Genomic DNA, 23361 nt, shown 5'->3' with positions numbered 1-23361 from the left:
CGCCGGGGCCGAGCCCCGCTCCGGCTCCGACGCCCGAGCCGGCTCCGACCCCGGCGCCCACACCGGAACCCGTGCCGACCCCGGCCCCGACGCCGATCCCGGCGCCGGGTCCGGGACCCACCGAGCCGAGGCCCCCCGTGGACCCGACCGACCCGGCCCCCGTCGACCCTCACCTGCCCGGTGGACCAGGACCGTCGGAGATCCCGCCAGCCGGCGAGCCCGCGGGTGAGCAGGACCTGCCCGGCGTCCCCGACCCCAACCTGCCCGGATCGGGCGAGGGTGACATCACCCTCGGCGACCCGCCCGCCAGGCAGGGCTGACGCGAGCGCTGCTCACCGAGGGGCGCACGCACGAGGGCCGACCTACCTCGCGGCAGGTCGGCCCTCGTCGTTGTCCGTTCTGCGTCGTTCAGGCCTCGACGACGTCCGAGATCTCGGCGAGCACGGCGCCCGACGTGACGGTCTCGCCGACCTTCGCGGTCAGGCCGGAGACGACACCGGCCTTGTGGGCGGTGATCGGCTGCTCCATCTTCATCGCCTCGAGGACGATGACGAGGTCACCCGCTGCGACGGTCGCACCCTCCTCGACGGCGATCTTGACGATGGTGCCCTGCATCGGCGCCGTGAGGGAGTCGCCGGAAGCGGCACCACCGGACTTGCCACCGCCGGACCGCTTGGGCGCCTTCTTCTTCGCCGCGGAGGCGGCCCCGCCACCTCCGAGCGAGAGGCCGCCCGGGAGTGAGACCTCGAGGCGCTTGCCGCCGACCTCGACGACGACGGTCTGGCGCTCCTCCGCCTCGGCCGTCTCGGCCGACGGGCCGGCATACGCCTCGATGGTGTTGTCGAACTCCGTCTCGATCCAGCGGGTGTGGATCGTGAACGGCGCGCCGTCGGCCGGCGCGAAGGCCGGGTCGGCGACGACCGCGCGGTGGAAGGGGACGACGGTCGGCATGCCCTCGATGGTCAGCTCGGCCAGCGCCCGGCGGGAGCGCTCGATGGCCTGCTCGCGGGTGCGGCCGGTGATGACGAGCTTGGCGATCATGGAGTCGAACGCGCCGGCGACCGTGTCGCCCTCCACGATGCCGGCGTCCCAGCGCACGCCCGGACCCTGCGGCACGACCATGCGGCTGACGGTGCCCGGGGCCGGGAGGAAGCCCCGGCCGGCGTCCTCGCCGTTGATCCGGAACTCGATCGAGTGGGCGTGCGGCTCGGGGTCGCCGTAGTCGAGGGACTCGCCGTTCGCGATGCGGAACTGCTCGCGCACGAGGTCGATGCCGGTGACCTCCTCGGTCACGGGGTGCTCCACCTGCAGGCGCGTGTTGACCTCGAGGAAGCTGATGTCGCCGGCCGGCCCGACGAGGAACTCGCACGTGCCGGCGCCGACGTAGCCGGCCTCCTTGAGGATCGCCTTGCTCGCGCGGAGCAGCTCGGTGTGCTGCTCCTCGGTGAGGAAGGGTGCGGGAGCCTCCTCGACGAGCTTCTGGTTGCGGCGCTGGAGCGAGCAGTCGCGGGTCGAGACGACGACGACGTTGCCGTGCTGGTCGGCGAGGCACTGGGTCTCGACGTGGCGGGGGTGGTCGAGGAAGCGCTCGACGAAGCACTCGCCGCGGCCGAAGGCCGTCACGGCCTCGCGGACGGCCGAGTCGTAGAGGTCGGGGATCTCCTCCATGGCCCGGGCGACCTTGAGGCCGCGTCCGCCGCCGCCGTAGGCCGCCTTGATCGCGACGGGCAGGCCGTGCTCCTTCGCGAACTCGACGACCTCGTCGGCCCCGGAGACGGGATCCTTCGTGCCGGGCACGAGCGGCGCGCCGGCCTTCGTGGCGATGTGGCGCGCCTTGACCTTGTCGCCCAGCGAGTCGATGGCCTGCGGCCCTGGGCCGATCCAGACCAGCCCGGCGTCGATGACGGCCTGGGCGAACGACGCGTTCTCGGCGAGGAAGCCGTAGCCGGGGTGGACCGCGTCCGCCCCGGCCTGACGGGCGACGTCGAGCAGCTTCTCCTGGACGAGGTAGCTCTCACCGGGGGTCGAGCCCCCGAGGGCGTACGCCTCGTCGGCGACCTTGACGTGCAGGGCATCCCGGTCCGGGTCGGCGTAGACCGCGACCGAGGCGATCCCACTGTCCGCGCACGCCCGCGCGATGCGGACGGCGATCTCACCACGGTTTGCGATCAGTACCTTGCTGATGGGTGCCATGGATCGGACTCTATCGGGCTGACGTCACGTCAATTCGGCGTCCTCCGGCCTATTCCCGGTCGTCTCGGAGTGAGGTCGCGCACACCGCCGCGGTCCGCCTCGACCTAGCGTGGACGGCATGACGACACACGAGTCAGCCCCGACCCTCGACCTCGGCCACGCCTCCACCCCCGGCCTGGCTATCCCGCAGATCGGCTTCGGCGTCTGGGAGGTCCCGGACCGTGCCGTCGACGCCGCCTTCGGGCAGGCCCTCGACGACGGCTACCGCCACATCGACACCGCCCGGATCTACGGCAACGAGGAGGGCGTCGGCCGGGTCCTCGCCCGCGAGGACGTCGACCGCGACGGCGTCTTCGTCACGACGAAGGTCTGGAACGACGACCACACGAACGTCCCCGCCGCCTTCGACGCGTCGATGCAGCGCCTCGGCATCGAGGTCCTCGACCTCTACCTCATCCACTGGCCGGCGCCGCAGCAGGACGCCTACGTCGACGCCTGGCGAGCGATGCTCGAGCTCCAGCGCGAGGGCCGGGTCCGCTCGGTCGGTGTCTGCAACTTCCAGGTGCCCCACCTCCAGCGCCTGCTCGACGAGACCGGAGTCCTGCCGTCGGTCAACCAGGTCGAGCTGAGCCCCTACCTCCAGCAGCGTGAGCTGCGCGCCTTCCATGCCGAGCACGGCATCGTCACCGAGGCCTGGAGCCCGCTCGCCGTGCGCGCCGGCCTGCTCGACGACCCGGTCGTCCGCGACCTCGCCGCCAAGCACTCGGTCACGCCGGCCCAGCTCGTGCTGCGCTGGCACGTCGAGCTCGGCAACGTCGTGCTGACGCGGTCGGTCACCCCGGTCCGCATCGCGGAGAACATCGAGATCTTCGGTTTCCGCCTCGGCGACGACGACCTCGGGGCCCTCGCGGGCCTCGACCGGGGCACGCGCACCGGCCCCGACCCGGACACCTTCGGCTGACCTGACCCGGGGTGGGCCAGAGCCGCTAGATTGGCGGGCATGGGCCTGTTCTCGCGCAAGGGCAAGGACGACACCGACGAGCCCGCGGACGTGGAGCCCGGCGTCGGCGAGGACTTGGACGACGCGCTCGGCCCCGACGTCACCGGGCGCCCGGTCGCGGTGCCGCTCGGTGACGAGGAGCGGGACCGCATCGCCTCGGCGCTCGAGCACGCCGCCGCTGAAGGGGTGGACGTCGACGACCTCGCGTCGATCGGCGCCCACTACGACACGGCCTACCGCCGCTGGGCCGACGAGGGTGGCTCGGGGGAGGGGCCGGACGTCGTCGTCGAGACGTATGCCGTGGCCATCGGCGAGCACCTCGCTCGCCACAGCGCGCGGGACTGGGCCGTCGTCACCGACGTCTTCGGCACCGACCTCGGCCTCGTGGCGGCGCGCGCCGACACGGTGGTCGTGCCGCACAACCTCGTCGGTGCGCGCTGGATGCGCGGCGAGACCGGCTGGGTGCCGGGCGTCGTGTCCCACCTCGTCCGCATCCGTCCGCGGTCGCGCTGACCCCCCTAAGATCGCCGGCATGGACAGTGCCGCCCCGGGAGGGCCCGACCGACGCAGCAAGCGCGACCTGGAGGAGGGGATCCAGCGCGACTTCACGCGCAAGATGTCCTACGGCGACTACCTGCGGCTGGACACCCTCCTCAGCGCGCAGCAGCCGCTGAGCGAGCCGCCCCAGCACGACGAGCTGCTCTTCATCATCCAGCACCAGACGTCGGAGCTGTGGCTCAAGCTCCTCATCCACGAGCTCCGTTCTGCCAGAAACCTGCTCAGGGACGACGAGCTGGCGCCGGCGCTCAAGAGGCTCGCCCGCGTCAAGCACATCCAGCACACCCTGACGGACCAGTGGTCGGTGCTCGCGACGCTGACGCCGAGCGAGTACGCGCAGATCCGGCCCTTCCTCGCCGCGAGCTCGGGCTTCCAGTCGGCGCAGTATCGCGAGGTCGAGTTCCTCCTCGGCAACAAGAACGCCGACATGGTGGCCGTGTTCTCGCACGACGAGGGCGCCCGCTCGGCGCTCGACGCGCTGCTGCACGAGCCCAGCCTCTACGACGAGTTCCTCGCCTACCTCGGTCGACGTGGGTATGCCGTCCCGGCAGGCCTGCTCGACCGTGACTGGACCCAGCCCTACCGCCACGACGAGGGGCTCGTCGACGTCTTCGCGGCCGTCTACGCCGAGCCGAACGAGCACTGGGGCGTCTATGAGACGTGCGAGGAGCTCGTCGACCTCGAGGACAACTTCCAGCAGTGGCGCTTCCGGCACCTGCAGGTCGTGCAGCGCACGATCGGGCAGAAGACCGGCACCGGCGGCTCGACGGGCGTCGACTTCCTGCGGCGCGCCCTCGACCTGACCTTCTTCCCCGAGCTCTACGAGGTGCGCACCCGCATCGGAGGTTGACCCACGCGTCGTCCGTTGCTCCCGCGCTCTGGTGTTGCGTGAGGGGGTCGGCGGGCCCGAGCGCCGCAAGCCGCCGTGGGCGACGATCATCCGAGCACTACACGATGGGCGGCGGAGTGCCGAGGCGCCCCGCCGGGCCCCCGCGCTCGTCGTCGCCTTCGTCTTCGCCGGGGAGCGCGAGGCGTCTGCGGACCCTGAGGCCGCGCGGCTCGCACTGGCAGGGACATGCAGCGGTGCACAGCTCCTCGAAGCAGACGTCGAGGCACGCGCACTCGACGTCGGCCATCGGTGGTGCGTCGATACGAGGCTGCCGCCCTCGCATGAGGCGATGGCGCAGCGTGAGCGCCGCCTCAGTCGGATGGTCGGTCGGGCGTCCTCTGCGGGGTGCGGCCTCGGCCCGCTCGTCCCGGGCGGCCCGGTGGCGGAACCAGCCCCGGGCCTCGGGCCGGTCGTAGCGCGGGAAGGCCCAGCGTTCGAAGGGCACCTCGTCCGGAGGGGCGACGTCGAGGTGGGCAGGGAACCGTCGCCCCTGGTTGTCCCGCACGGTGTCGACCGGCACGGGCATCACCTCGTTTCCGTCACCGTCGACGACGGCGAGGTGGAGCCCCGCCAGCGCGAGGATCTCCGCGAAGATGCCGAAGCCAGGTGCCACGGAGCCGGTCTCGTAGCGACCCACGGTGCTCGACGACACTCCCACCCGTGCTGCGAGCTCGCGCTGGCTGAGGTCGGCGAGTCGGCGTGCCCGCACGACGTAACGCGCAACCACGTCCTCTGCCTGCATCCGTTCCGGGCTCATGGTCGTGATCATCGGCGTCGGTGCCGACACTGCAGCGAGGTCGTACGTTCACGATCCACAGGCGAGCGACACGTCCCGGGGGGTGTGGACAGATCGCCACGTCACTGCCCCGCCCCGTGGGGCAGTGACGTAGCGAGCGGGTGGGTGCCCAGCAGGTGGCCGGGCTCGGCGGCTACGTCAGTGCCCCGCTGGGTGGGGCACTGACGTAGCGCGTGCGGGTGGGTGCCCGGCGGGCGGTGGGGGTTGGCGGCTATGTCAGTGCCCCGCTGGGTGGGGCACTGACATAGGGGGCGGTGAGTGGCGGGGTCAGACGGCGGTCTTGGCGCGGACCTGGCGCTTGATGCGACCGAGCATGGCCACCATCCCGCGCATGCGCAGGGGTGACACGGCCTCGGCGAGACCGAAGCGCATCGGGGCGTCGTCGGGGACGCCCAGCACCTCGGCGGCCGAGAGGCCGTCGAGACCCTCGTGCAGAATGCCGGCGAAGCCGCGGGTCGTCGGGGCCTCGTCGGGTGCGTCGAAGAAGAGGCTGACGACCCGGTCCTCGAGGGAGGGGCCGTCGGCGACCTCGACCGTGAGGAAGAGCGGCGACTGGCACTCGTCGACACGTTCGAGCTGGTCGAGGTGGCCGGCATACCGCTCGGGCAGTCCCGGCAGCTCGTCGCTGAACTCCAGCAGCAGCTGCAGCTTGAGGTCGTTGCTCGCCGAGCGGAAGTCCTCGGCGATCTCGGCCAGGGAGGCCGGCAGCGGGGTGTCGCTCACGAGAGGCTCCTGTCTCGCGTCGGGGTCACTTCTCGATGGGCACGCGCACGGCGTTGCCCCACTCGGTCCACGAGCCGTCGTAGTTGCGCACGGCCTCGAAGCCGAGCAGGTGGGTCAGGACGAACCACGTGTGCGACGAGCGCTCGCCGATGCGGCAGTACGCGACGACGTCGTCGGACGGCGTCAGGCCCTGCTCGTCGAGGTAGATCGCCTCGAGGTCCTCGCGCGACTTGAACGAGCCGTCCTCGTCGGCAGCGCGCGCCCACGGCACCGACTTCGCGCCGGGGATGTGTCCGCCGCGCATCGCCCCCTCCTGGGGGTAGTCGGGCATGTGGAGCAGCTCGCCGGAGTACTCGCCGGGGGAGCGGACGTCGACGAGGGGCTTGCCGAGGTGCGCGAGGACGTCGTCCTTGAAGGCGCGGATCGGGGCGTCGTCACGCTCGGCGACGGGGTAGTCCACGGCCGTCGGGGACGCCACCTCGCGAGTCAGCTCGCGGCCCTCCGCGACCCACTTCGCCCGGCCACCGTCGAGCAGCCGGACGTCCTCGTGGCCGAAGAGGCTGAAGACCCAGAGGGCGTAGGCCGCCCACCAGTTGCTCTTGTCGCCGTAGATGACGACGGTCGTGTCGCGGCTGATGCCGCGCTGACCCATCACCTCGGCGAACCGGGCGCCGTCGACGTAGTCGCGCGTCACGGGGTCGTTGAGGTCGACGTGCCAGTCGATCTTGAGCGCGCCGGGGATGTGACCGGTCTCGTAGAGCAGGACGTCCTCGTCGGACTCGAGCAGCACGATCCCGTCCGGGCCGCCAATGCCGCCGGCCGAGACCTGCTCCGCGAGCCAGTCGGTCGTGACGAGCCGCTCGGGGTGGGCGTAGGCGGAGATCTTCGTGTCTTCAGCGCTCATGTCCCCATCGTGTCACGCGGGGCCCGGCCCCTCACACGTGGTCGAGGCGCCCGAGGTCGTCGCGACAGCGGCGCTCGAACTCGCCGAGCTCGGCGATGGCGTCCTGCACGTCCCGCAGCCGCTGCTCGAGGTCGGTGCGGCGCTCGTCGATCTGGTCCAGGACGTACTCGAGCTGGGTGCGACGACCGCGCGGGGCGTCGAAGAGGTCGATGATCGTGCGGATCTCCTCGAGCGGGAAACCGAGCCGCTTGCCGCGCAGGATCAGGCCGAGGCGCGTGCGGTCGCGGCGGTGGTAGACGCGCTGCGTGCCGCGACGCTCGGGGGAGATGAGCCCGAGGTCCTCGTAGTGGCGCACCGTCCGATGGGTGACGTCGAACGCCTCGGCCACCTGGGCGATGGTCCACGTCTCGCCGGTCCGCGAGGACCGGTGCGTGGTCGAGGTGTCACTTGTCATGGGGTCGATAGTGCTTTACGTTTACGTCAACGTCAAGCACGCGTCACGAGCGCGTGATGGCCGCCACCCCTTCAGGAGAACAGCGATGTTCGAGCTCAGCCAGGACCACGAGGACTTCCGGATGGTCGTCCGCGACTTCGCCGAGAAGGAGGTCGCGCCCCACATCGCCAAGTGGGACGCCGCCRCCTACTTCCCGGCCGACCTCGTGCCGAAGATGGGTGACCTCGGGCTGTTCGGCCTCGTCGTGCCGGAGGAGTACGGCGGCGCAGGGGAGTCCGGCGACTTCACCAGCCTCTGCGTCGCCATCGAGGAGCTGGGCCGCGTCGACCAGTCGATCGGCATCACGCTGTCCGCGGGCGTGGGGCTCGGCATCAACCCGATCCTCACCTACGGGACCGAGGAGCAGAAGCAGCGCTTCCTGCCCGACCTCGTCGCCGGCCGCGCCCTCGCCGGCTTCGGCCTCACCGAGCCCGAGGCCGGCTCCGATGCCGGTGCGACCCGCACGCGAGCCGTCCGCGACGGCGACGAGTGGGTCGTCAACGGCGCCAAGGCCTTCATCACGAACTCCGGCACCGACATCACGTCCGTCGTCACCGTGACCGCGCGCACCGGCACGAACGAGGACGGCTCGCCGCAGATCTCGGCGATCATGGTGCCCGCCGGCACCCGGGGCTTCGTCGTCGAGCCGGCGTACCACAAGCTCGGCTGGCACGTCTCCGACACCCACGGCCTCACGTTCGAGGACTGCCGCGTCCCCGCCGACCACCTCCTCGGCGCGGAGGGGGAGGGCTTCAAGCAGTTCCTCAAGACCCTCGACGACGGCCGCATCGCCATCTCGGCACTCGCCGTCGGCTGCGCCCAGGCGTGCCTCGAGCTCGCCACCGACTACGCGAAGACCCGCGTCGCCTTCGGCCGCCCGATCGGCGTCAACCAGGGCGTCTCGTTCCAGCTCGCCGACCTCGCGGTCATGGTCGAGGGCGCCCGGCTGCTGACCTACAAGGCGGCCTGGCTCAAGGACGAGCTCCACGCCGGCAAGCGCTCCGTCAAGGAGGTCAAGCAGGCTGCCGCCATCGCCAAGCTCTACTCGACCGAGGCCGCCGTCACGGCCACCCGGATCGCGACGCAGGTCTTCGGCGGCAACGGCTTCATGGAGGAGTACCCCGTGGCCCGCTTCTACCGCGACGCCAAGATCCTCGAGATCGGCGAGGGCACGTCCGAGGTCCAGCGCATGCTCATCGCCCGCGGGATGGGGCTGCCGGCATGACCGGGACCGCACCGAGCACCACCCCCGGCACCACGCCGAGCCCTGACCCGCACGGCGACCCGCGCGTCGCCGACGTCCGGACCCGTCTCGCGGCCGCCCACACGGCGTCGGCCAGCGCACCGGAGAAAGCCCAGGCCAAGCTCGACGCGCAGGGCAAGATCTACGTCCGCGACCGCATCGCGCTGCTCTTCGACGAGGGCTCGTTCGTCGAGGACGGCCGCTACGCCAACGCGCTGGCGCCGGGTCTCCCGGCCGACGGCGTCGTCACGGGACGCGGCACCGTCGACGGACGAGCGGCGATCGTCATCGCCAACGACCCCACCGTCAAGGCCGGATCCTGGGGCGCCCGGACCGTCGAGAAGATCGTCCGCGCCACCGAGATGGCACTGCGCGAGGAGCTGCCGGTCTTCTGGTTCGTCGACTCGGCAGGCGCCCGCATCACCGACCAGGTCGAGATGTTCCCCGGCCGCCGCGGCGCCGGGCGCATCTTCCACAACCAGGTGGCGCTCTCGGGCAAGGTGCCGCAGATCTGCTGCCTCTTCGGTCCGAGTGCCGCGGGCGGCGCCTACATCCCCAGCTTCTGCGACCTCATCATCATGGTCGAGGGCAATGCGTCGATGTACCTCGGCAGCCCGCGCATGGCCGAGATGGTCGTCGGCGAGAAGGTCTCCCTCGAGGAGATGGGCGGCGCCCGGATGCACTGCACGGTCTCCGGTGTCGGTGACCTGCTCGCCCACGACGACGCCGAGGCCATCGAGCTGGCCAAGCTCTACTTCTCCTACGTCCCCGGCAGCTGGCGCGACCACCCGCCCACGTATGCCGCCGAGGAGCCCGCGACGCCGCTGACCCGTGCGACCGTGCCCGAGCGGGAGTCGGTGCCCTTCGACGTCCACGAGGTCATCGACGGGCTGGTCGACGACGACTCCTTCTTCGAGCTCAAGCCCCTCTGGGCCGGTGAGCTCGTCATCGGCTTCGGCCGTCTCGAGGGCCAGACCGTCGGCATCGTCGCCAACAACTCGATGGTCAAGGGCGGCGTGCTCTTCACCGACAGCGCCGACAAGGCCGCGCGCTTCATCTGGCTGTGCGACGCCTTCAACATCCCGCTCGTCTACCTCGCCGACGTGCCCGGCTTCATGATCGGCTCCGAGGTCGAGCGCGGCGGCATCATCCGTCACGGCGCCAAGATGGTCAGCGCCGTCTCGTCCGCGACCGTGCCGCAGTTCTGCGTCGTCGTCCGCAAGGCCTACGGGGCCGGGCTCTACGCCATGGGCGGACCCGGTTTCGGGCCCGACGCGACGATCGCGCTCCCGACCGCGCGCATCGCGGTGATGGGGCCGGAGGCTGCCGTCAACGCCGTCTACGCCAACAAGATCGCCGAGATCGCCGACCCGGACGAACAGGCACGATTCGTGGCAGACCGGCGCCGGGAGTACGAGGAGGACGTCGACATCGAGCGTCTCGCGGCCGATCTGGTCCTCGACTCCATCATCGAGGCGGATGAGCTGCGCTCGGACCTGGTGCGCCGGCTGGCTTATGCTTCCCGGCGTGACCGTCACTTCAGCGAGCGCCGACGCTCCGTCCCGCCGGTCTGAGCCGCGCCTCGGTCACAGGCTCGAGCACCCCGACCGGGACGTCGAGCGGAAGCAGCCGTTCTGGCGCCGCTTCCCGGTCTGGTTCCCGTTCGCGGTCTTCGCCGTCTCGCGTCTCTTCGTCTGGGTCGCCGCGACCTACCTCTCGCGCTACCAGATCCCGCTGCCCATCGGCACGGCCAACATCCGCATCTTCTACCCCTCGCCCGCGGACCCCGGCTACGCCGCGGTCATGACGGGCTGGGACGGCCAGTGGTACCGCGTCATCGCCGAGCAGGGCTACCCCGCGGTGCTGCCCCGGGTCGGCTGGGGCGGCATCGACATGAACCCGTGGGCCTTCTTCCCGGTGTTCCCGATGACCGCCGGACTCATCATGAAGGTCACCGGCCTGCCCTTCGCCGTCGTCGCGCCGACGCTCTCGATCGTCATCGGCTTCGCCGCGATGCACGTCCTCTTCAAGCTCGTCGACCAGGCCGTCGGTCGCTGGGAGGCGATCGTCGCCGTCGTCGCCACGTGCTTCTTCATCGCGTCGCCGGCCTTCTCGGCCTCCTACACCGAGTCGACGGCCCTGCTGGGCGTCGTCACCGTCCTGTGGCTGCTCCGCAAGCGGCAGTACTGGTGGGTGGCTCTGGCGCTCCTCGTCCTGTCCCTGAGCCGCAACGTCGTCATCGCGATGGTGCCGGTCATCATCGCCCACGCGGTCGTCCGGTGGCGGCAGGGTGACGAGGGCGAGCACCCGGTGCGTCTGCGCGTCGGGTTGGCGGCGCTCGCGGCCTACGCGGGGGCCCTGACCTTCCTCTGGCCGACGATCGTCACGATCGCGACCGACACGCCCAACGCGTACAACGACACGATGCTCGCCTGGAACATCGAGACGAAGATCAAGCTCTACCTGTGGTGGAACCTCCTCTACGACTACTGGGGCGTCGTCGGGCAGGTCGCAGGCGTGCTGGGCATCGCGGCGTTCACGTGGTTCATGCTGACGAAGAACTCGTGGCGCTGGGGCCCGGAGATCTGGGGCTGGGCGGGCGCCTACCCGGCATACATCATCCTTGTGACGAGCACCACGCCGAGCCGCGTGCGCTACGCCCTGCTCGCGTTCCCGATGACGCTCGTCATTGCGTGGTTCCTCAAGCTGCGCTGGTGGCGGCGCTACCGCTACTGGCTGCTCGGGCTCATCGTCGTCATCGGCGCGGCCCAGATGTGGTGGTGGACCGAGCACTACCTCGTCATCGAGAACCTCACCGACGACCTCTACCCCTGACCGTCGCCCCTCGCGACCCCGCCGACGACGTCGAACCACTCGACCCCGGCGTCGGCCAGGAGGTCGCGCAGCAACGGCAGGGACAGGCCGACGACGTTGTGGTGGTCGCCCTCGACAGCCGTGACGAACGCGCCGCCGAGCCCGTCGATGGTGAAGGCCCCGGCCACGGTGAGCGGCTCGCCCGTGGCGACGTAGGCCTCGATCTCCTCCTCGGAGAGCTTCGCGAAGTGGACGGTCGTGGACGCCGTCGCGCCCAGCGTGGCGCCGCCGCTGCCGCGCTCGTCGACGAGCCAGTGGCCCGTGTGCAACACCCCTGACCGGCCTCGCATCCGGCGCCACCGGGACACGGCCTCCGCGGCGTCGCCCGGCTTGCCGTGGACCTCCCCGTCGAGCTCGAGCACCGAGTCGCAGCCGAGCACGACGACGCCCGCGTCGACGCGGGCCGCGACGTCCTCGGCCTTGGCGCGGGCCAGCAGCAGCGAGATGTCGGCCGGCTCGAGCGGGCCGTAGCGATCCGTCGCCTCGGCGACGGTCAGGTCCTCGTCGACCTCGCTGACGACGACGACCGGCTCGACACCGGCGGAGCGAAGGGTCGCCCGTCGAGCCGGGGAGGCGGAGGCGAGGACGAGCTGGACGGCGGGCACGTCGGGGAGGGGACTCGGCGGCATGACGCCATGGTAGGCGGCGCGCTCGCTGTCGGGAACGCCGACGGCGCCGCCCCCGGGGAGGCAGCGCCGTCGATCGCCCACGTGGGACCGAGCGTCAGCCGATGGCTGCCGTCAGCGGCGAGTAGACGGACCTCGTGAGGTAGCCGGACTTCGCGCCGGTGACGCGGACCTTGACGTACGTGCCCCTGTCGGTGCTCGTGAGCTTGTACGTCTTCGCGGTGGCCCCCGAGATCGCCGCGCCGGACCGGTACCACTGGTAGGTCATGGTCGTCGGGGCCGGGCTCCACGTGCCGGGGTTGGCCGTCAGCGTGTATCCGACCCGCTGCGTGCCCGACAGGGTCGGGGTGGGCGCCGTGAACGAGCCGAGCACCGCGGTCGTCGCCGCAGACGTGTGGGCGACCGTCGTGTAGCCGGACTTCGTGCCCGTCACCCTGACGGTCATCGTCTTGGTCTGGTCGGTCGTCGTCAGCTTGTACGTGCTCGCCGTGGCGCCGGAGATCGCGACGCCCGAGCGGTACCACTGGTAGGCCAGCGTGAGCGGCGCCGGGCCCCACGTCCCGGGGACGATGGTGAGGGTGTTGCCGACGGCCTTGGTGCCGCTGATCGTCGGCGTCGGGGCGGTGAGCGTGCCCGCGGCGACGGCCGTCGTGGCCGCAGACGTCTTCGCCGTCGAGGCGTAGCTCGCCTTGGAGCCGGTGACCTTGACGGTCATCGCCTTCCCCAGGTCGCTGGCCGTCAACGCATACGTGGTCGCCGTGGCACCCGAGATCGCGACGCCCGAGTGGTACCACTGGTAGGCGAGGGTGACCGGAGTCGGGCCCCACGTGCCCGCGGCCGCGGTGAGGGTGCTTCCAACCTTCGCCGTGCCCGTGACCGTGGGTGTCGTGCCGGAGACGGTGCCGGCCAGCACGACCGGACCGGTGGCGTTCACCTGCAGCGTCGCGCCGTCGAGGTAGGCGCTCATCCGCAGCGTGATGCGCTGGCCCACCATGGCGCTCGTCAGGGCCAACGGGGACAGGCCGCCCCACATGGTGTCCTGCGGCACGCCCCCCACGACCCAGGTGTAGCTCGGCGACCAGTCGCCGGCAGGCGAGATGGCGCCGTGCGAGGCGTTGAGCGACGTGCCCGCGACGCCCGATCCGGTGATCGTCAACGGACTCGCCAGCGTCGGCGCCGTCGACCGGATCTCGACGCCGTTGGCGTAGTACTGGGCGCTGCGGTAGCCGCTCAGCGTCCCGGTGACCCGGGCGACGACGTACGTCCCCAACAGGTCGCTCGTCACGGTGAACGTGCGACCGGTCGCGCCCGGGATCGCGACGAAGCCGGTGCCCGCGCCGTTCGGCTTCATCCACGCGTAGGTGAGAGTGACGCCGGAGGGGGCCCACGTGCCCGGGTCGACCGTGAGGGTGCTGCCGACGGTGGGGGTGCCGCTGACGAACGGCTCACGGGCCGTGAGGCCCTTGCCGGCGACGGGGAGGACGATCGTGAGGTCGCGTCGTCGTGTCTCGGTCGTCACGGTGAACGGGGTGGCCGTGGCCTCCGTCGTCGCCCCGTCCCAGCAACGGTCCTGGTACCGGGTCGCGGGTGCCCAGTTGTCGTACCACGTGTCCGAGACGCAGAACTTGTACGTCGTGCCGACCTCGGTGCCCACGGCGACGGTGCCGTCGGCGGAGGTGAGCTTGGGGCCGTACTGCTGGCCCAACCAGTCGCCCTCGGCGGGACGGTACTCGAGCAGGTCCCAGTTGATGTTCTGCAGGGGGTTGCCCGCGGAGTCGGTGACCTTGACGACGACGCCGGTCCACGGGTCGAGCACGAAGTTCACGCCGGTGACCGTCACGCCCGCGGGCACCGACCAGTCGACGTAGTCGGGCGTGCTCGCGGTGCCGTTCCAGGACTCGTTCTCGTAGAGGTTCTGGCCCGAGGTGTCCTCGGCCATGAGGTTGCTCGGACCGGCCTCGACGCCGGTCAGGGTGAAGGTGCCGTCGGCTGCGGGCCTGGCCGTGACGACGTCGCCCCCCGTCGACTTCGAGATGCTGATCTCGGAGGCCGTGATGGGCTGGCCTGCGGTGTTCTTCACCGTGCCCTTGATGGTCGAGCGGCGGTCGAGCCGGATGTCGGCGACCGTTGCGGTGGTGCCGGCCGTGACGGGTGTGGCGCTGTCGAAGGCGCCCTCGTTCGCGTACCACTCGATGCCCCACTGGGAGGCGCACGTCATCGTGCCCCAGCAGCCGGCCTGGATGCGGTACGGCCCGGGCGTCGAGAAGGTCGCGGTGTAGGTGCCGTCCGACGCGTAGGCGATGGTGCCGGCGTCGTCGTAGTTGGCGTCGAAGATCCAGACGCCTGCGTCAGGCACCCCGACGACGGTGCCGGTCGAGGTGAGTCCGGTGACTCGACCCTTGATGGTGTAGGTGGCGGCGCTGGCGGACGGGGCTGCCAGTGGCAGCACCCCGAGTGCGACGGTGGCGGCGGTCAGCACGGTCAGGAGGCGGCGCGCTGCACGGCGCGCGATCGTCCCCCGGGCCCGGCCGACCGCAAGGCGGTGGCTGAACACTGTTGTCTCCCCTGTATGAGCTGTGTCGGCGCCCGCGCTGTCGGCAGGCGCGACGTCAGCATAGGTGCGTGCCGACGCGGTGACCATGGGGAGCGGTGCCCGGGACGGAGGAGGCCCCCGACAGCTGTGGTCGGGGGCCTCCTGAGTCCGTCAGATCTCCTGCAGCACAGCGCCGCGCAGGGTGTCGAGGCCGACGCCGCCGATGTCGAGGGCGCGGCGGTGGAAGGCCTTGAGGTCGAACGCGTCCCCCTCGCGCTGCTTGACCTCGTCGCGCAGCTGCAGCCACAGGCGCTCGCCGATCTTGTAGCTGGGCGCCTGGCCCGGCCAGCCGAGGTAGCGGTTGAGCTCGAAGCGCAGGATCTTCTCGTCCATGAAGCCGTAGCGGGTCAGGTAGGTCCAGGCCTTGTCGTAGTCCCACGCGCCGCCACCGACCTCCTCGGGGGCGTCGAACCCGCAGTGCACGCCGATGTCGATGACGACGCGTGCGGCCCGAAGCGACTGTCCCGCAAGCCAGCCCATTCGGTTGCCCGGGTCGTCCATGTAGCCGAGCTCGGCCATGAGCCGCTCGGCGTAGAGGGCCCAGCCCTCGCCGTGACCGGACGTCCACGCCTCGAGGCGACGCCACTTGTTGAGCAGCTCGGAGCGGTAGACCGTCTGCGCGACCTGGAGGTGGTGGCCCGGGACGCCCTCGTGGTAGACGGTCGTCAGCTCGTTCCACGTCCGGAACTCGGTGTTGCCCCTGGGCACCGACCACCACATGCGGCCGGGCCGGCTGAAGTCGTCGGACGGGCCGGTGTAGTAGATGCCACCGGTCTGCGTCGGCGCGATCATGCACTCGATGCGCTGGACCGGCTCGGGGATGTCGAAGTGGACGTCCGTGAGGTCGGCGATGACCTCGTCAGCCCGCTCCTGCATCCAGGCCTTGAGCGCGTCGGTGCCGTGCAGGGCGTAGCGGTCGTCGGCGTCGAGGATCTCGACACCTCGCTGCACGCTCGCCCCGGCCTCGAGGCCCTCGGCGATCTCGCTCATCTGGGCGTGCAGGCTCGCCACCTCCTGCTGGCCCCAGCGGTAGGTCTCCTCGAGGTCGACCGTGGCGCCGAGGAAGTAACGCGACTCGAGCCGGTAGCGCTCGATGCCGCAGGCGTCGGCCTCGGGGGCGTGCGGCAGCAGCTCGCGCTCCAGCCAGTCGGCGATGTCGGCGTAGGCCGCCGCGGCCACCTTCGCGCCCTCGGCGAGCTGGTCCTTGACCTCGCCCGCGAGCGGCGTGTCACCCACGGTCGCGTCGGCCACGACCTTGGCGAAGTAGCCGTCGTCCGCCACGAGGTCGCGCGACTGCTCGGCGCAGGCCTCGACCTGGCGGCGCGGAGACACCTGTCCGCGCTCGCGGGCCAGGAGCAGCGACTCCTTGTACCCCTCGAGCGCGGCCGGGATCTTCGTGAGGCGGACGGCGAACGTGCGCCAGTTGTCCTCGGTCTCCTGCGGCATGAGGTCGAAGACGTCGCGGACGGCCTGCAGCGGGGACGCGAGGACGTTGAGGGCCATCTCGTCGAGCCCGGCGGCATACCGGTCCTCGGAGAGCCGGAGGCGCTCGGTCATGGCGTCGACGGTGACCCGGTCGACGTCGTCGGTCGGGCTCACGGCGGCGAGCTGGGCCAGGGTCGTCCGGCGCAGCTCCGAGGCGGCGGCGTTGCCGGCGGGGGAGAGGTCGTCGAGCTCCTCCTCGGCGCCCGGGACGCCGAGGAAGGTCGCGTTGATGGGGCTGAGGGCGACGGACGCGTCGAAGTAGGTCTCCGCGATGCGGTCGACGTCGGTCTGGGGTCGCGCGGTCTGGGTGTTGGCGGTCACCCGGCGAACGTAATCCAGCCCGAGGTCACGTGCCAGTGCATTGTGGGCACCGGTTCGCGACCCCGGCCGGTGGCTCAGCCGTCGCCGTCGGACGAGCCGCCCTTGGCATCGCCCGACACGACGAGCACGACGATCCCGTCGGCGGTCTGGGTGCCCGCCGACGGCCAGGTCGCGAGGACCTGACCGCTGTCGCCGTCGGACGGGACGGTGACCCGCGTGACGCGGACGTCCTCGCCCCCGAGGGACTTCTCCGCGTCCTTGGCGCTCGTGCCGACGAGGCCGTCGGGCACGACGAAGGAGGAGTTGACCCGGTCAGGGGCGTGTCCGCGGCTGACGACGAGCGCGACGGTCTGCCCCTTCGCCATGGGCTGCCCCTCGGCGGGGTAGCTCCCCATGACCGCGCCGTCCGGCTGGGTCGAGCGCACGAGCACCCAGCGCACGTTGACACCGAGCCCGATCAGCTCGTTGACCGCGGCGTCGCGCTGCTGGCCGACGAGGCCGCCGGGGACGGTGCTGCCGTCGGACGGCGGGGCGGTCGTGGACGGTGCGGGCGTCGGCTTCTGGGAGGTCGCCGACGGGCGCGTGCCCGGAGCGGCGGTCGTCGGCGCATCCGAACCCGACAGCAGGACGTAGCCGAGGATCCCCACGAGTGCCGCGACGGCGACGAGGAGCACCCAGACGACGGGGCTCGGGCCGGGCCGGCGGCGGCTCGCCGCGTTCGAGCGTCGGGTGACGGCCGGACCGCGAGGGACGGGCGGGGTCGAGGCCGGGGCATCGGCGTACGCCGTGGGCGCCGGCTGGACGGCGGTGCGTTCGCCGGCCGGGAGGACACCGACGGTCGGCATCATCGCCGTGCTGGCGCCGCCGGCGCCGAGGTCGAGCACCGAGGTCGCCTCGCCGGCCGGCAGGGCCCGGGTGGCGGCGTCGGCGCGCATCTCGTGACCGACCAGCGCGGCAGCCATGGCGTCGGCATCGGCGTAGCGGTCGGCCGGTGACTTGGCCGTGGCGCGGACGACGACCTCGTCGAGGTTCGCGGGCAGGTCGGCGACGCGCGAGCTGGGCAGCGGCACCGGCTCGTCGAGGTGGCGCATCGCGATCGCGACCGGGGTGTCGCCGTCGAAGGGCACCGAGCCGGTCAGCATCTGGAAGAGCAGGATGCCGAGCGAGTAGAGGTCGGACGACGGCGTCGTGGCCTCGCCCCGGGCCTGCTCGGGAGCGACGTAGGCGGCCGTCCCCATCACGGTGCCGGTGTCGGTGAGCGACGCCTGCCCGAGGGCCCGGGCGATACCGAAGTCGGTCACCTTGACCGTGCCGTCTGGACGGATGATGACGTTGCCGGGCTTGACGTCACGGTGGACGACACCGGCGCGGTGGGCGGCGCCGAGCGCTGCGCAGACCTGCTCGGCGACGCGGACCGCGTCGCCGGGGGTGAGCCGGCCGTGCTGCCGGATCACCTGGGCGAGGTCCTGGCCCTCGGCATACTCCATGACGATGAAGTGGGAGTCGCCGTCGACGCCGTAGTCGTAGACCTGGGCGATGTTCGGGTGGGAGAGCGCGGCGGCCGTCAGGGCCTCACGGCGGAAGCGCTCGACGAAGTCGGGGGAGTCGGCAAACCCGGCAGCGAGCACCTTGACGGCGACGAGCCGGCCCAGGCGGTCGTCGGTCGCGAGGTGCACCTCACCCATGCCGCCGACGGCGATGCGCTCACGCAGGGAGTAGCGCTCGGCGATCCGGACGGTGGGGCTCGACTCGACAGACATGGGCAACGAGCGTAGGGCAGCAGGCCGGGTGACGGCCAACCGACGGGTCTCGCGTCAGCGCGGCAGACCGGTGCGGCGCCACCCGCCGTGGCGCGCGGACGGCCCGACGAGCCGCCACGACGGGTCGGACCACGCCGAGCGGGCGTGCTCGGGTGCGGGCTCGTCCCCGTCGAGGGCGGACAGCACGGCGACGAGCGCCGCGACCTCCTCGGGGGTCGGGTGACCCGAGATGCGGATCGTGGGCGCGACGTCGGCGACCTCGGGTGTCGTGGGATCGGTCACAGCGGAATGTTCCCGTGCTTCTTGGGCGGGAGCGTCTCGCGCTTGTTCTGCAGGGCCCGCAGGGCGCGCGTGACGTTCATCCGCGTGTTGGAGGGGCTGATGACGGTGTCGATGTAGCCGCGCTCGGCCGCGACGTACGGGTTGGCGAGCGTCTCCTCGTAGTGGGCGATGAGCTCCTGGCGCTGGGCGTCGACGTCGCCGCCCTGCTCCGCGGTGTGCTTGAGCTCCTTGCGGTAGAGGATGTTGACGGCGCCCTGGGCGCCCATGACGGCGATCTGCCCGGTCGGCCACGCGAGGTTGATGTCGGCGCCGAGGTGCTTGGAGCCCATGACGTCGTAGGCGCCGCCGTAGGCCTTGCGCGTGATGACCGTGATCTTGGGGACCGTGGCCTCGGCGTAGGCGTAGATGAGCTTCGCGCCGCGACGGATGATGCCGTCCCACTCCTGGCTCGTCCCCGGCAGGAAGCCCGGCACGTCGACGAGCGTCAGCACCGGGACGTTGAAGCAGTCGCAGGTGCGCACGAAGCGCGCGGCCTTCTCGGACGCGTGGATGTCGAGGCACCCGGCGAACTGCAGCGGCTGGTTGGCCACGATGCCCACCGACATGCCGTCGATGCGGGCGAAGCCGGTGAGGATGTTGGGCGCGAAGAGGGGCTGGACCTCGAGGAACTCGCCGTCGTCGACGAGGTGCTCGATGACCTGCTTCATGTCGTAGGGGACGTTCGGCGAGTCCGGGATGCACGTGTCGAGCCAGCGGTCGTCGTCGGTGACCGACAGGTCGGCCTCTCCCTCGCCGTAGGAGGGCGGGGTCTCGAGGTTGTTGCTCGGCAGGTAGGACAGGAGGGCCTTGACGTAGTCGATGGCGTCCTGCTCGTCGGTGCCCATGTAGTGCGCGACGCCCGACTTGCTGTTGTGCGTCAGCGCGCCGCCGAGCTCCTCGAAGCCGACGTCCTCGCCGGTCACGGTCTTGATGACGTCGGGGCCGGTGATGAACATGTGCGAGGTCTGGTCGACCATGACGGTGAAGTCGGTGATGGCCGGGGAGTAGACCGCCCCGCCCGCGCACGGGCCCATGACGAGGGAGATCTGGGGGATGACGCCGGAGGCGCGGACGTTGCGGAAGAAGATCTCGCCGTAGAGGCCGAGCGAGACGACGCCCTCCTGGATGCGGGCGCCGCCGGAGTCGTTGAGGCCGACGACGGGGCAGCCGATCTTCATGGCGAAGTCCATGACCTTGACGATCTTCTCGCCGAAGACCTCGCCGAGGGATCCGCCGAAGACGGTGAAGTCCTGGGCGAAGACCGCCACCTGGCGGCCGTCGACCATGCCGTAGCCGGTGACGACGCCGTCGCCGTAGGGGCGGTTCTTGTCCTGGCCGAAGTTGTTGCTGCGGTGCCGGGCGTACTTGTCGAGCTCGATGAAGGTCCCCTCGTCGAGGAGCATCTCGATGCGCTCGCGGGCGGTCTTCTTGCCGCGGGCGTGCTGCTTCTCGACCGCGCGCTCCGAGCCGGCGTTGGCGACCTCGGCGACGCGCCGCTTGAGATCGGCGAGCTTGCCGGCGGTCGTCGTGAGGTCGGGCCCGGGGGCCGCCTCCGCCGGTGGTGTGGCGCTCTCCGGCGACGTGCTGGTCGGCTGTTCTGCGACGGCGTGATCGGTGGCCATGCTCGGCACTCTAGCCTTGTGGACGTGCGCGATTCGCTCGACATCGAGACTGTGAGTGCGGCCTTGGTCACGTCCGGACGGCCGTGGCGCGAGGTGGAGTTCCACCCGGCCCTGGGCTCGACGAACACCCGGCTGCGGGAGCTGCTGACCGGGACGGCGAAGCAGACGGGGGCGTATGCCGCCGGGCGGGCTCCCGAGGACCGCGGACTGTGGTGGGTCGTCCTCACCGACCACCAGACCGGAGGACGCGGCCGCCTCGGCCGGGCCTGGACGGTGCCCGACCGGGCCTCGCTCGCCGTCAGCGTGGCGGTACCGGTCGCCGACCCTGCCCAGGCGGGTTGGATGCCGCTGCTCGCCGGGCTCGCGCTGTCGCGAGCGGTGCGCCGGGTGACCGAGGCGACGGGCGCCGCCCTGACGGCCCGGCTCAAGTGGCCCAACGACGTGCTCCTCGCCGAGGACGGCGACCGCAAGCTGAGCGGCATCCTCTGCGAGCTCGTCACCGTCGGCTCCGGTCAGGCGGTCGTCGTCGGGACCGGCGTCAACATCGACCAGACCCGGGAGGAGCTGCCCGTGGACACGGCCACGTCCCTGGCGCTCGCCGGTGCCCGCGTGAGCCGGGAGGACCTCCTCGTCGCCTACCTCGACGAGCTCACCGCCGTGTTGGCCGGAGCGGGAGTCGGCACCGACGCGTCGGGTGCGTCCGGCGCAGCGGAGGTGCGAACGGCATACCGCGAGGCCTGCTCGACCATCGGGCTGACGGTGCGGGTGCACCTGCCGACGGGTGACGCGGTCGAGGGAACCGCAGTCGGCGTCGACGACGACGGCGCCCTCGTCGTGCGCACCGACCACGGCGTGCGGACCTTCGCGGCCGGTGACGTCGTCCACGTCCGGCCCGCGGCCGGTGGACTGGCATGATCGGGCCATGACCGAGCCGGGCACCCGAGGCACCCAGGGCGCCGAAAGCCCCGAGCCCGTCGGGCGGGTGAGCGAGGACTACACGGAGCGGCTGCTGGGGCGTCCGCTCGAGCTGCGCCGCCGCGAGGTGAGCCGCGGCGCCGAGGTCTCCCTGCTGTCCGCACGCAAGTTCTGGCACGCGCTGGGCTTCCCCGTCGTCGACACCGACGACGAGCTGTTCACCGAGGCCGACCAGAAGGCGCTCGCCGCCGTCGCGGGCATCGTCCGGGACGGGCTGCTCGACGAGCCGACGGCGCTCGCGATGACCCGCGCCTTCGCCCGGTCGGCCGACCGTCTCGCAGGCTGGCAGTCGCAGCTCATCGCCGAGGCCGTCGAGAACCACATGAGCGCGGTCCTCGCCGACGAGGCCGACGACGACGAGCACGAGTCCCGCTCGGTGCCGAGCCTCGAGACCGCCACCGAGACGGCGAAGCGGCTCGCTGTCCTCACCGACCGCCTCGAGCCACTCCTCGTCTACGCCTGGCGCCGGCACCTGTCGGCCACCGTCGCGCGCATGCTGGCCGACGCCGACCCCGAGTCCTACGGCATGACGAAGATGCGCTCGGTGGGCTTCGCCGACCTCGTCAACTTCACGGCCCTCGTCCGGCGGATGTCCGAGCGCGACCTCGCCCGGCTCGTGTCACGCTTCGAGGCGCTCTCGGCCGACGTCATCACCGCGCACGGCGGCCGGCTCATCAAGACCGTCGGTGACGAGGTGCTCTTCACGACGATGGGCGCCGCGCCCGCAGCGGCCATCGCGCTCGACCTCGTCGAGACGATGACCGACGACGACGTGCTGCCCGACGTGCGGTGCGGGATGGCGCGCGGACCGATCATCTCCCGCCTCGGCGACGTCTTCGGCACCACGGTCAACCGCGCCTCGCGGCTGACCGCCGTGGCCCAGGCCGGGAGCGTCCTCGTCGACGCGACGATGGCGCGCGAGCTTGCGAGCCTCTCCGGCTTCGAGCTGACCGGCCAGCGCCGCCGCATCCTGCGCGGTGTCGGCCCCGTGACCCCCTCGCTGCTGCGCCGGGCGACGTCCGCCGGCCGCCGCTCAGTCGCGGGCGAGCCGCTCCCCGACACCACCCACCGAGCCACGTCGCGCACGGACGCGTGACCCCCGAAGGAGACCTTCGTATGCCGTCAACGCCGACCGCAGCCGACGCCACCGCGAGCGCGGGGCCGGGTGAGCCCACCCTCGTGCGCGTCGAGCGCTTCGAGGACCCGGAGCTCGCCCACGTCGCCGAGATCGTCCTCGACCGGCCCGAGGCGATGAACGCCGTGTCGACGGCGATGGCCCGCGCCATCGCTGTGGCCACGGCCCGGGTCGCGGCAGACGAGTCGGTGCGCTGCGTCGTGCTGACCTCGAGCCACGCGAAGGCGTTCTGCGTCGGCGCCGACCTCAAGGAGCGCAACGGCTTCTCGGACGCGGACCTCATGGAGCAGCGCCCGGTCGCCCGGGCGGCCTACACCGGCGTCCTCGACCTGCCGGTGCCGGCCATCGCCGCCGTCGACGGCTTCGCGCTGGGGGGCGGCTTCGAGCTGGCCCTGTCGTGCGACCTCGTCGTCGCGGGGGAGGGCGCCGTCGTCGGCCTGCCGGAGGTGAGCGTGGGGGTCATCCCGGGTGGTGGCGGCACCCAGCTGCTCGTGCGCCGGGTCGGGTGGTCGCGGGCGGCCAGGGCCATCTTCACGGCCGCGCGTCTCCCGGCCCGCGAGGCCCTCGAGCTCGGCGCCCTCGACGAGGTCGTCGCTGCCGGGACGGCACGTGACCGGGCCCTGGAGCTGGCCCGGACGATCGCGGCCAACTCGCCCGTCGGGCTGCGGAACGCCAAGCGCGCCATGCGTCTCGGCGCCGACGTGGGTCTCGACGCGGGCCTGGAGATCGAGGACGGCTGCTGGCGCGCGACGGCCTTCTCGGGTGACCGCCGCGAGGGTGTGGCTGCCTTCGCGGAGAAGCGGCGCCCGGTCTGGCCCGGTCGCTGAGGCCCCATCTGCCGTGTCCCCGG

The 23361-nt window shown here is 71.8% G+C and carries 20 protein-coding genes and 1 pseudogene; 10 read left to right on the top strand and 11 right to left on the bottom strand.

Features of this window, described 5'->3' with window-relative positions; genetic code table 11:
- Positions 1–320, top strand: a pseudogene (locus AB4Y83_RS08880) (ice-binding family protein); the annotation flags it as partial.
- An 88-nt stretch (positions 321–408) separates the two neighbouring features.
- On the opposite strand, the gene AB4Y83_RS08875 reads toward AB4Y83_RS08880, so the two are convergent.
- Positions 409–2193, bottom strand: coding sequence for an acetyl/propionyl/methylcrotonyl-CoA carboxylase subunit alpha (locus AB4Y83_RS08875; protein ID WP_442296593.1), 1785 nt, complete (start codon positions 2191–2193; stop codon positions 409–411).
- Positions 2194–2311: 118 nt separating this feature from the next.
- On the opposite strand from AB4Y83_RS08875, the gene AB4Y83_RS08870 reads away from it, so the two are divergent.
- From AB4Y83_RS08870 to kynA, 3 genes are read left to right on the top strand one after another with little or no spacing between them, the layout of a single operon-like run.
- The gene (locus AB4Y83_RS08870) at positions 2312–3154 is read left to right on the top strand and encodes an aldo/keto reductase (protein ID WP_442296592.1); all 843 of its coding nucleotides are present in this window, start codon (positions 2312–2314) and stop codon (positions 3152–3154) included.
- A gap of 39 nt (positions 3155–3193) precedes the next feature.
- Positions 3194–3706 (top strand): DUF3806 domain-containing protein, encoded by a 513-nt coding sequence (locus tag AB4Y83_RS08865; RefSeq protein WP_442296591.1) that lies wholly within the window; start codon positions 3194–3196, stop codon positions 3704–3706.
- Positions 3707–3725: 19 nt separating this feature from the next.
- Positions 3726–4601: a tryptophan 2,3-dioxygenase gene (kynA, locus tag AB4Y83_RS08860; RefSeq protein WP_442296590.1), complete on the top strand. Its 876-nt coding sequence runs from the start codon at positions 3726–3728 to the stop codon at positions 4599–4601.
- 97 nt (positions 4602–4698) lie between these two features.
- Here the strand turns inward: kynA and AB4Y83_RS08855 are convergent, their stop codons facing one another.
- The 4 genes from AB4Y83_RS08855 to AB4Y83_RS08840 form a co-directional block, all read right to left on the bottom strand.
- On the bottom strand, positions 4699–5397 hold the full coding sequence (locus AB4Y83_RS08855; protein ID WP_442296589.1) for a helix-turn-helix domain-containing protein: 699 nt from the start codon (positions 5395–5397) through the stop codon (positions 4699–4701).
- A gap of 306 nt (positions 5398–5703) precedes the next feature.
- Complete coding sequence (locus AB4Y83_RS08850) at positions 5704–6159, bottom strand: SufE family protein (protein WP_442296588.1); 456 nt, start codon at positions 6157–6159, stop codon at positions 5704–5706.
- Between the two features lie 25 nt (positions 6160–6184).
- The gene (locus AB4Y83_RS08845; RefSeq protein ID WP_442296587.1) at positions 6185–7063 is read right to left on the bottom strand and encodes a sulfurtransferase; all 879 of its coding nucleotides are present in this window, start codon (positions 7061–7063) and stop codon (positions 6185–6187) included.
- Between the two features lie 31 nt (positions 7064–7094).
- On the bottom strand, positions 7095–7517 hold the full coding sequence (locus AB4Y83_RS08840; RefSeq protein ID WP_056773138.1) for a MerR family transcriptional regulator: 423 nt from the start codon (positions 7515–7517) through the stop codon (positions 7095–7097).
- Positions 7518–7602: 85 nt separating this feature from the next.
- Between AB4Y83_RS08840 and AB4Y83_RS08835 the strand changes: the two genes are divergently transcribed.
- From AB4Y83_RS08835 to AB4Y83_RS08825, 3 genes are read left to right on the top strand one after another with little or no spacing between them, the layout of a single operon-like run.
- Positions 7603–8781, top strand: coding sequence for an acyl-CoA dehydrogenase family protein (locus AB4Y83_RS08835; RefSeq protein ID WP_442296586.1), 1179 nt, complete (start codon positions 7603–7605; stop codon positions 8779–8781).
- Positions 8778–10373: an acyl-CoA carboxylase subunit beta gene (locus tag AB4Y83_RS08830; protein WP_442276783.1), complete on the top strand. Its 1596-nt coding sequence runs from the start codon at positions 8778–8780 to the stop codon at positions 10371–10373. Before AB4Y83_RS08835 ends, AB4Y83_RS08830 begins: the two co-directional genes overlap by 4 nt.
- The gene (locus AB4Y83_RS08825) at positions 10327–11634 is read left to right on the top strand and encodes a hypothetical protein (protein WP_442296585.1); all 1308 of its coding nucleotides are present in this window, start codon (positions 10327–10329) and stop codon (positions 11632–11634) included. The genes AB4Y83_RS08830 and AB4Y83_RS08825 overlap by 47 nt, the downstream gene beginning before the upstream one ends.
- Here AB4Y83_RS08825 and AB4Y83_RS08820 read toward each other — a convergent pair.
- From AB4Y83_RS08820 to AB4Y83_RS08795, 6 genes are all read right to left on the bottom strand, one after another.
- Entirely contained in the window at positions 11625–12302 is a 678-nt protein-coding gene (locus AB4Y83_RS08820; RefSeq protein WP_056773222.1) for a Maf family protein, read from the bottom strand. The genes AB4Y83_RS08825 and AB4Y83_RS08820 overlap by 10 nt on opposite strands.
- A 94-nt stretch (positions 12303–12396) precedes the next feature.
- Entirely contained in the window at positions 12397–14853 is a 2457-nt protein-coding gene (locus AB4Y83_RS08815; protein WP_442296584.1) for a hypothetical protein, read from the bottom strand.
- Between the two features lie 150 nt (positions 14854–15003).
- Entirely contained in the window at positions 15004–16698 is a 1695-nt protein-coding gene (locus tag AB4Y83_RS08810) for a DUF885 domain-containing protein (protein ID WP_442296583.1), read from the bottom strand.
- A gap of 74 nt (positions 16699–16772) precedes the next feature.
- Complete coding sequence (pknB, locus tag AB4Y83_RS08805; RefSeq protein ID WP_442296582.1) at positions 16773–18458, bottom strand: Stk1 family PASTA domain-containing Ser/Thr kinase; 1686 nt, start codon at positions 18456–18458, stop codon at positions 16773–16775.
- Positions 18459–18512: 54 nt separating this feature from the next.
- The gene (locus AB4Y83_RS08800) at positions 18513–18740 is read right to left on the bottom strand and encodes an acyl-CoA carboxylase subunit epsilon (protein WP_442296581.1); all 228 of its coding nucleotides are present in this window, start codon (positions 18738–18740) and stop codon (positions 18513–18515) included.
- On the bottom strand, positions 18737–20401 hold the full coding sequence (locus tag AB4Y83_RS08795; protein WP_442296580.1) for an acyl-CoA carboxylase subunit beta: 1665 nt from the start codon (positions 20399–20401) through the stop codon (positions 18737–18739). The genes AB4Y83_RS08800 and AB4Y83_RS08795 overlap by 4 nt, the downstream gene beginning before the upstream one ends.
- 24 nt (positions 20402–20425) lie before the next feature.
- On the opposite strand from AB4Y83_RS08795, the gene AB4Y83_RS08790 reads away from it, so the two are divergent.
- From AB4Y83_RS08790 to AB4Y83_RS08780, 3 genes are read left to right on the top strand one after another with little or no spacing between them, the layout of a single operon-like run.
- The gene (locus AB4Y83_RS08790) at positions 20426–21316 is read left to right on the top strand and encodes a biotin--[acetyl-CoA-carboxylase] ligase (RefSeq protein ID WP_442296579.1); all 891 of its coding nucleotides are present in this window, start codon (positions 20426–20428) and stop codon (positions 21314–21316) included.
- A 7-nt stretch (positions 21317–21323) separates the two neighbouring features.
- On the top strand, positions 21324–22472 hold the full coding sequence (locus AB4Y83_RS08785; RefSeq protein WP_442296578.1) for an adenylate/guanylate cyclase domain-containing protein: 1149 nt from the start codon (positions 21324–21326) through the stop codon (positions 22470–22472).
- Positions 22473–22492: 20 nt separating this feature from the next.
- Positions 22493–23338, top strand: coding sequence for an enoyl-CoA hydratase/isomerase family protein (locus AB4Y83_RS08780; protein ID WP_442296577.1), 846 nt, complete (start codon positions 22493–22495; stop codon positions 23336–23338).
- Positions 23339–23361 lie beyond the last annotated feature (23 nt).

Source organism: Terrabacter sp. RAF57 (genome assembly GCF_052113925.1).
Lineage (GTDB): Bacteria > Actinomycetota > Actinomycetes > Actinomycetales > Dermatophilaceae > Terrabacter.
This window is presented reverse-complemented; position numbering and strand designations above follow the sequence as displayed.

Excerpts from the sequence above, each read along its gene's own strand:
- AB4Y83_RS08875 (WP_442296593.1), bottom strand. The coding sequence starts at position 2,193 with ATGGCACCCATCAGCAAGGTACTGATCGCAAACCGTGGTGAGATCGCC.
- AB4Y83_RS08870 (WP_442296592.1), top strand. The coding sequence starts at position 2,312 with ATGACGACACACGAGTCAGCCCCGACCCTCGACCTCGGCCACGCCTCC.
- AB4Y83_RS08865 (WP_442296591.1), top strand. The coding sequence starts at position 3,194 with ATGGGCCTGTTCTCGCGCAAGGGCAAGGACGACACCGACGAGCCCGCG.
- kynA (WP_442296590.1), top strand. The coding sequence starts at position 3,726 with ATGGACAGTGCCGCCCCGGGAGGGCCCGACCGACGCAGCAAGCGCGAC.
- AB4Y83_RS08855 (WP_442296589.1), bottom strand. The coding sequence starts at position 5,397 with ATGAGCCCGGAACGGATGCAGGCAGAGGACGTGGTTGCGCGTTACGTC.
- AB4Y83_RS08845 (WP_442296587.1), bottom strand. The coding sequence starts at position 7,063 with ATGAGCGCTGAAGACACGAAGATCTCCGCCTACGCCCACCCCGAGCGG.
- AB4Y83_RS08840 (WP_056773138.1), bottom strand. The coding sequence starts at position 7,517 with ATGACAAGTGACACCTCGACCACGCACCGGTCCTCGCGGACCGGCGAG.
- AB4Y83_RS08830 (WP_442276783.1), top strand. The coding sequence starts at position 8,778 with ATGACCGGGACCGCACCGAGCACCACCCCCGGCACCACGCCGAGCCCT.
- AB4Y83_RS08820 (WP_056773222.1), bottom strand. The coding sequence starts at position 12,302 with ATGCCGCCGAGTCCCCTCCCCGACGTGCCCGCCGTCCAGCTCGTCCTC.
- pknB (WP_442296582.1), bottom strand. The coding sequence starts at position 18,458 with ATGTCTGTCGAGTCGAGCCCCACCGTCCGGATCGCCGAGCGCTACTCC.
- AB4Y83_RS08795 (WP_442296580.1), bottom strand. The coding sequence starts at position 20,401 with ATGGCCACCGATCACGCCGTCGCAGAACAGCCGACCAGCACGTCGCCG.
- AB4Y83_RS08785 (WP_442296578.1), top strand. The coding sequence starts at position 21,324 with ATGACCGAGCCGGGCACCCGAGGCACCCAGGGCGCCGAAAGCCCCGAG.
- AB4Y83_RS08780 (WP_442296577.1), top strand. The coding sequence starts at position 22,493 with ATGCCGTCAACGCCGACCGCAGCCGACGCCACCGCGAGCGCGGGGCCG.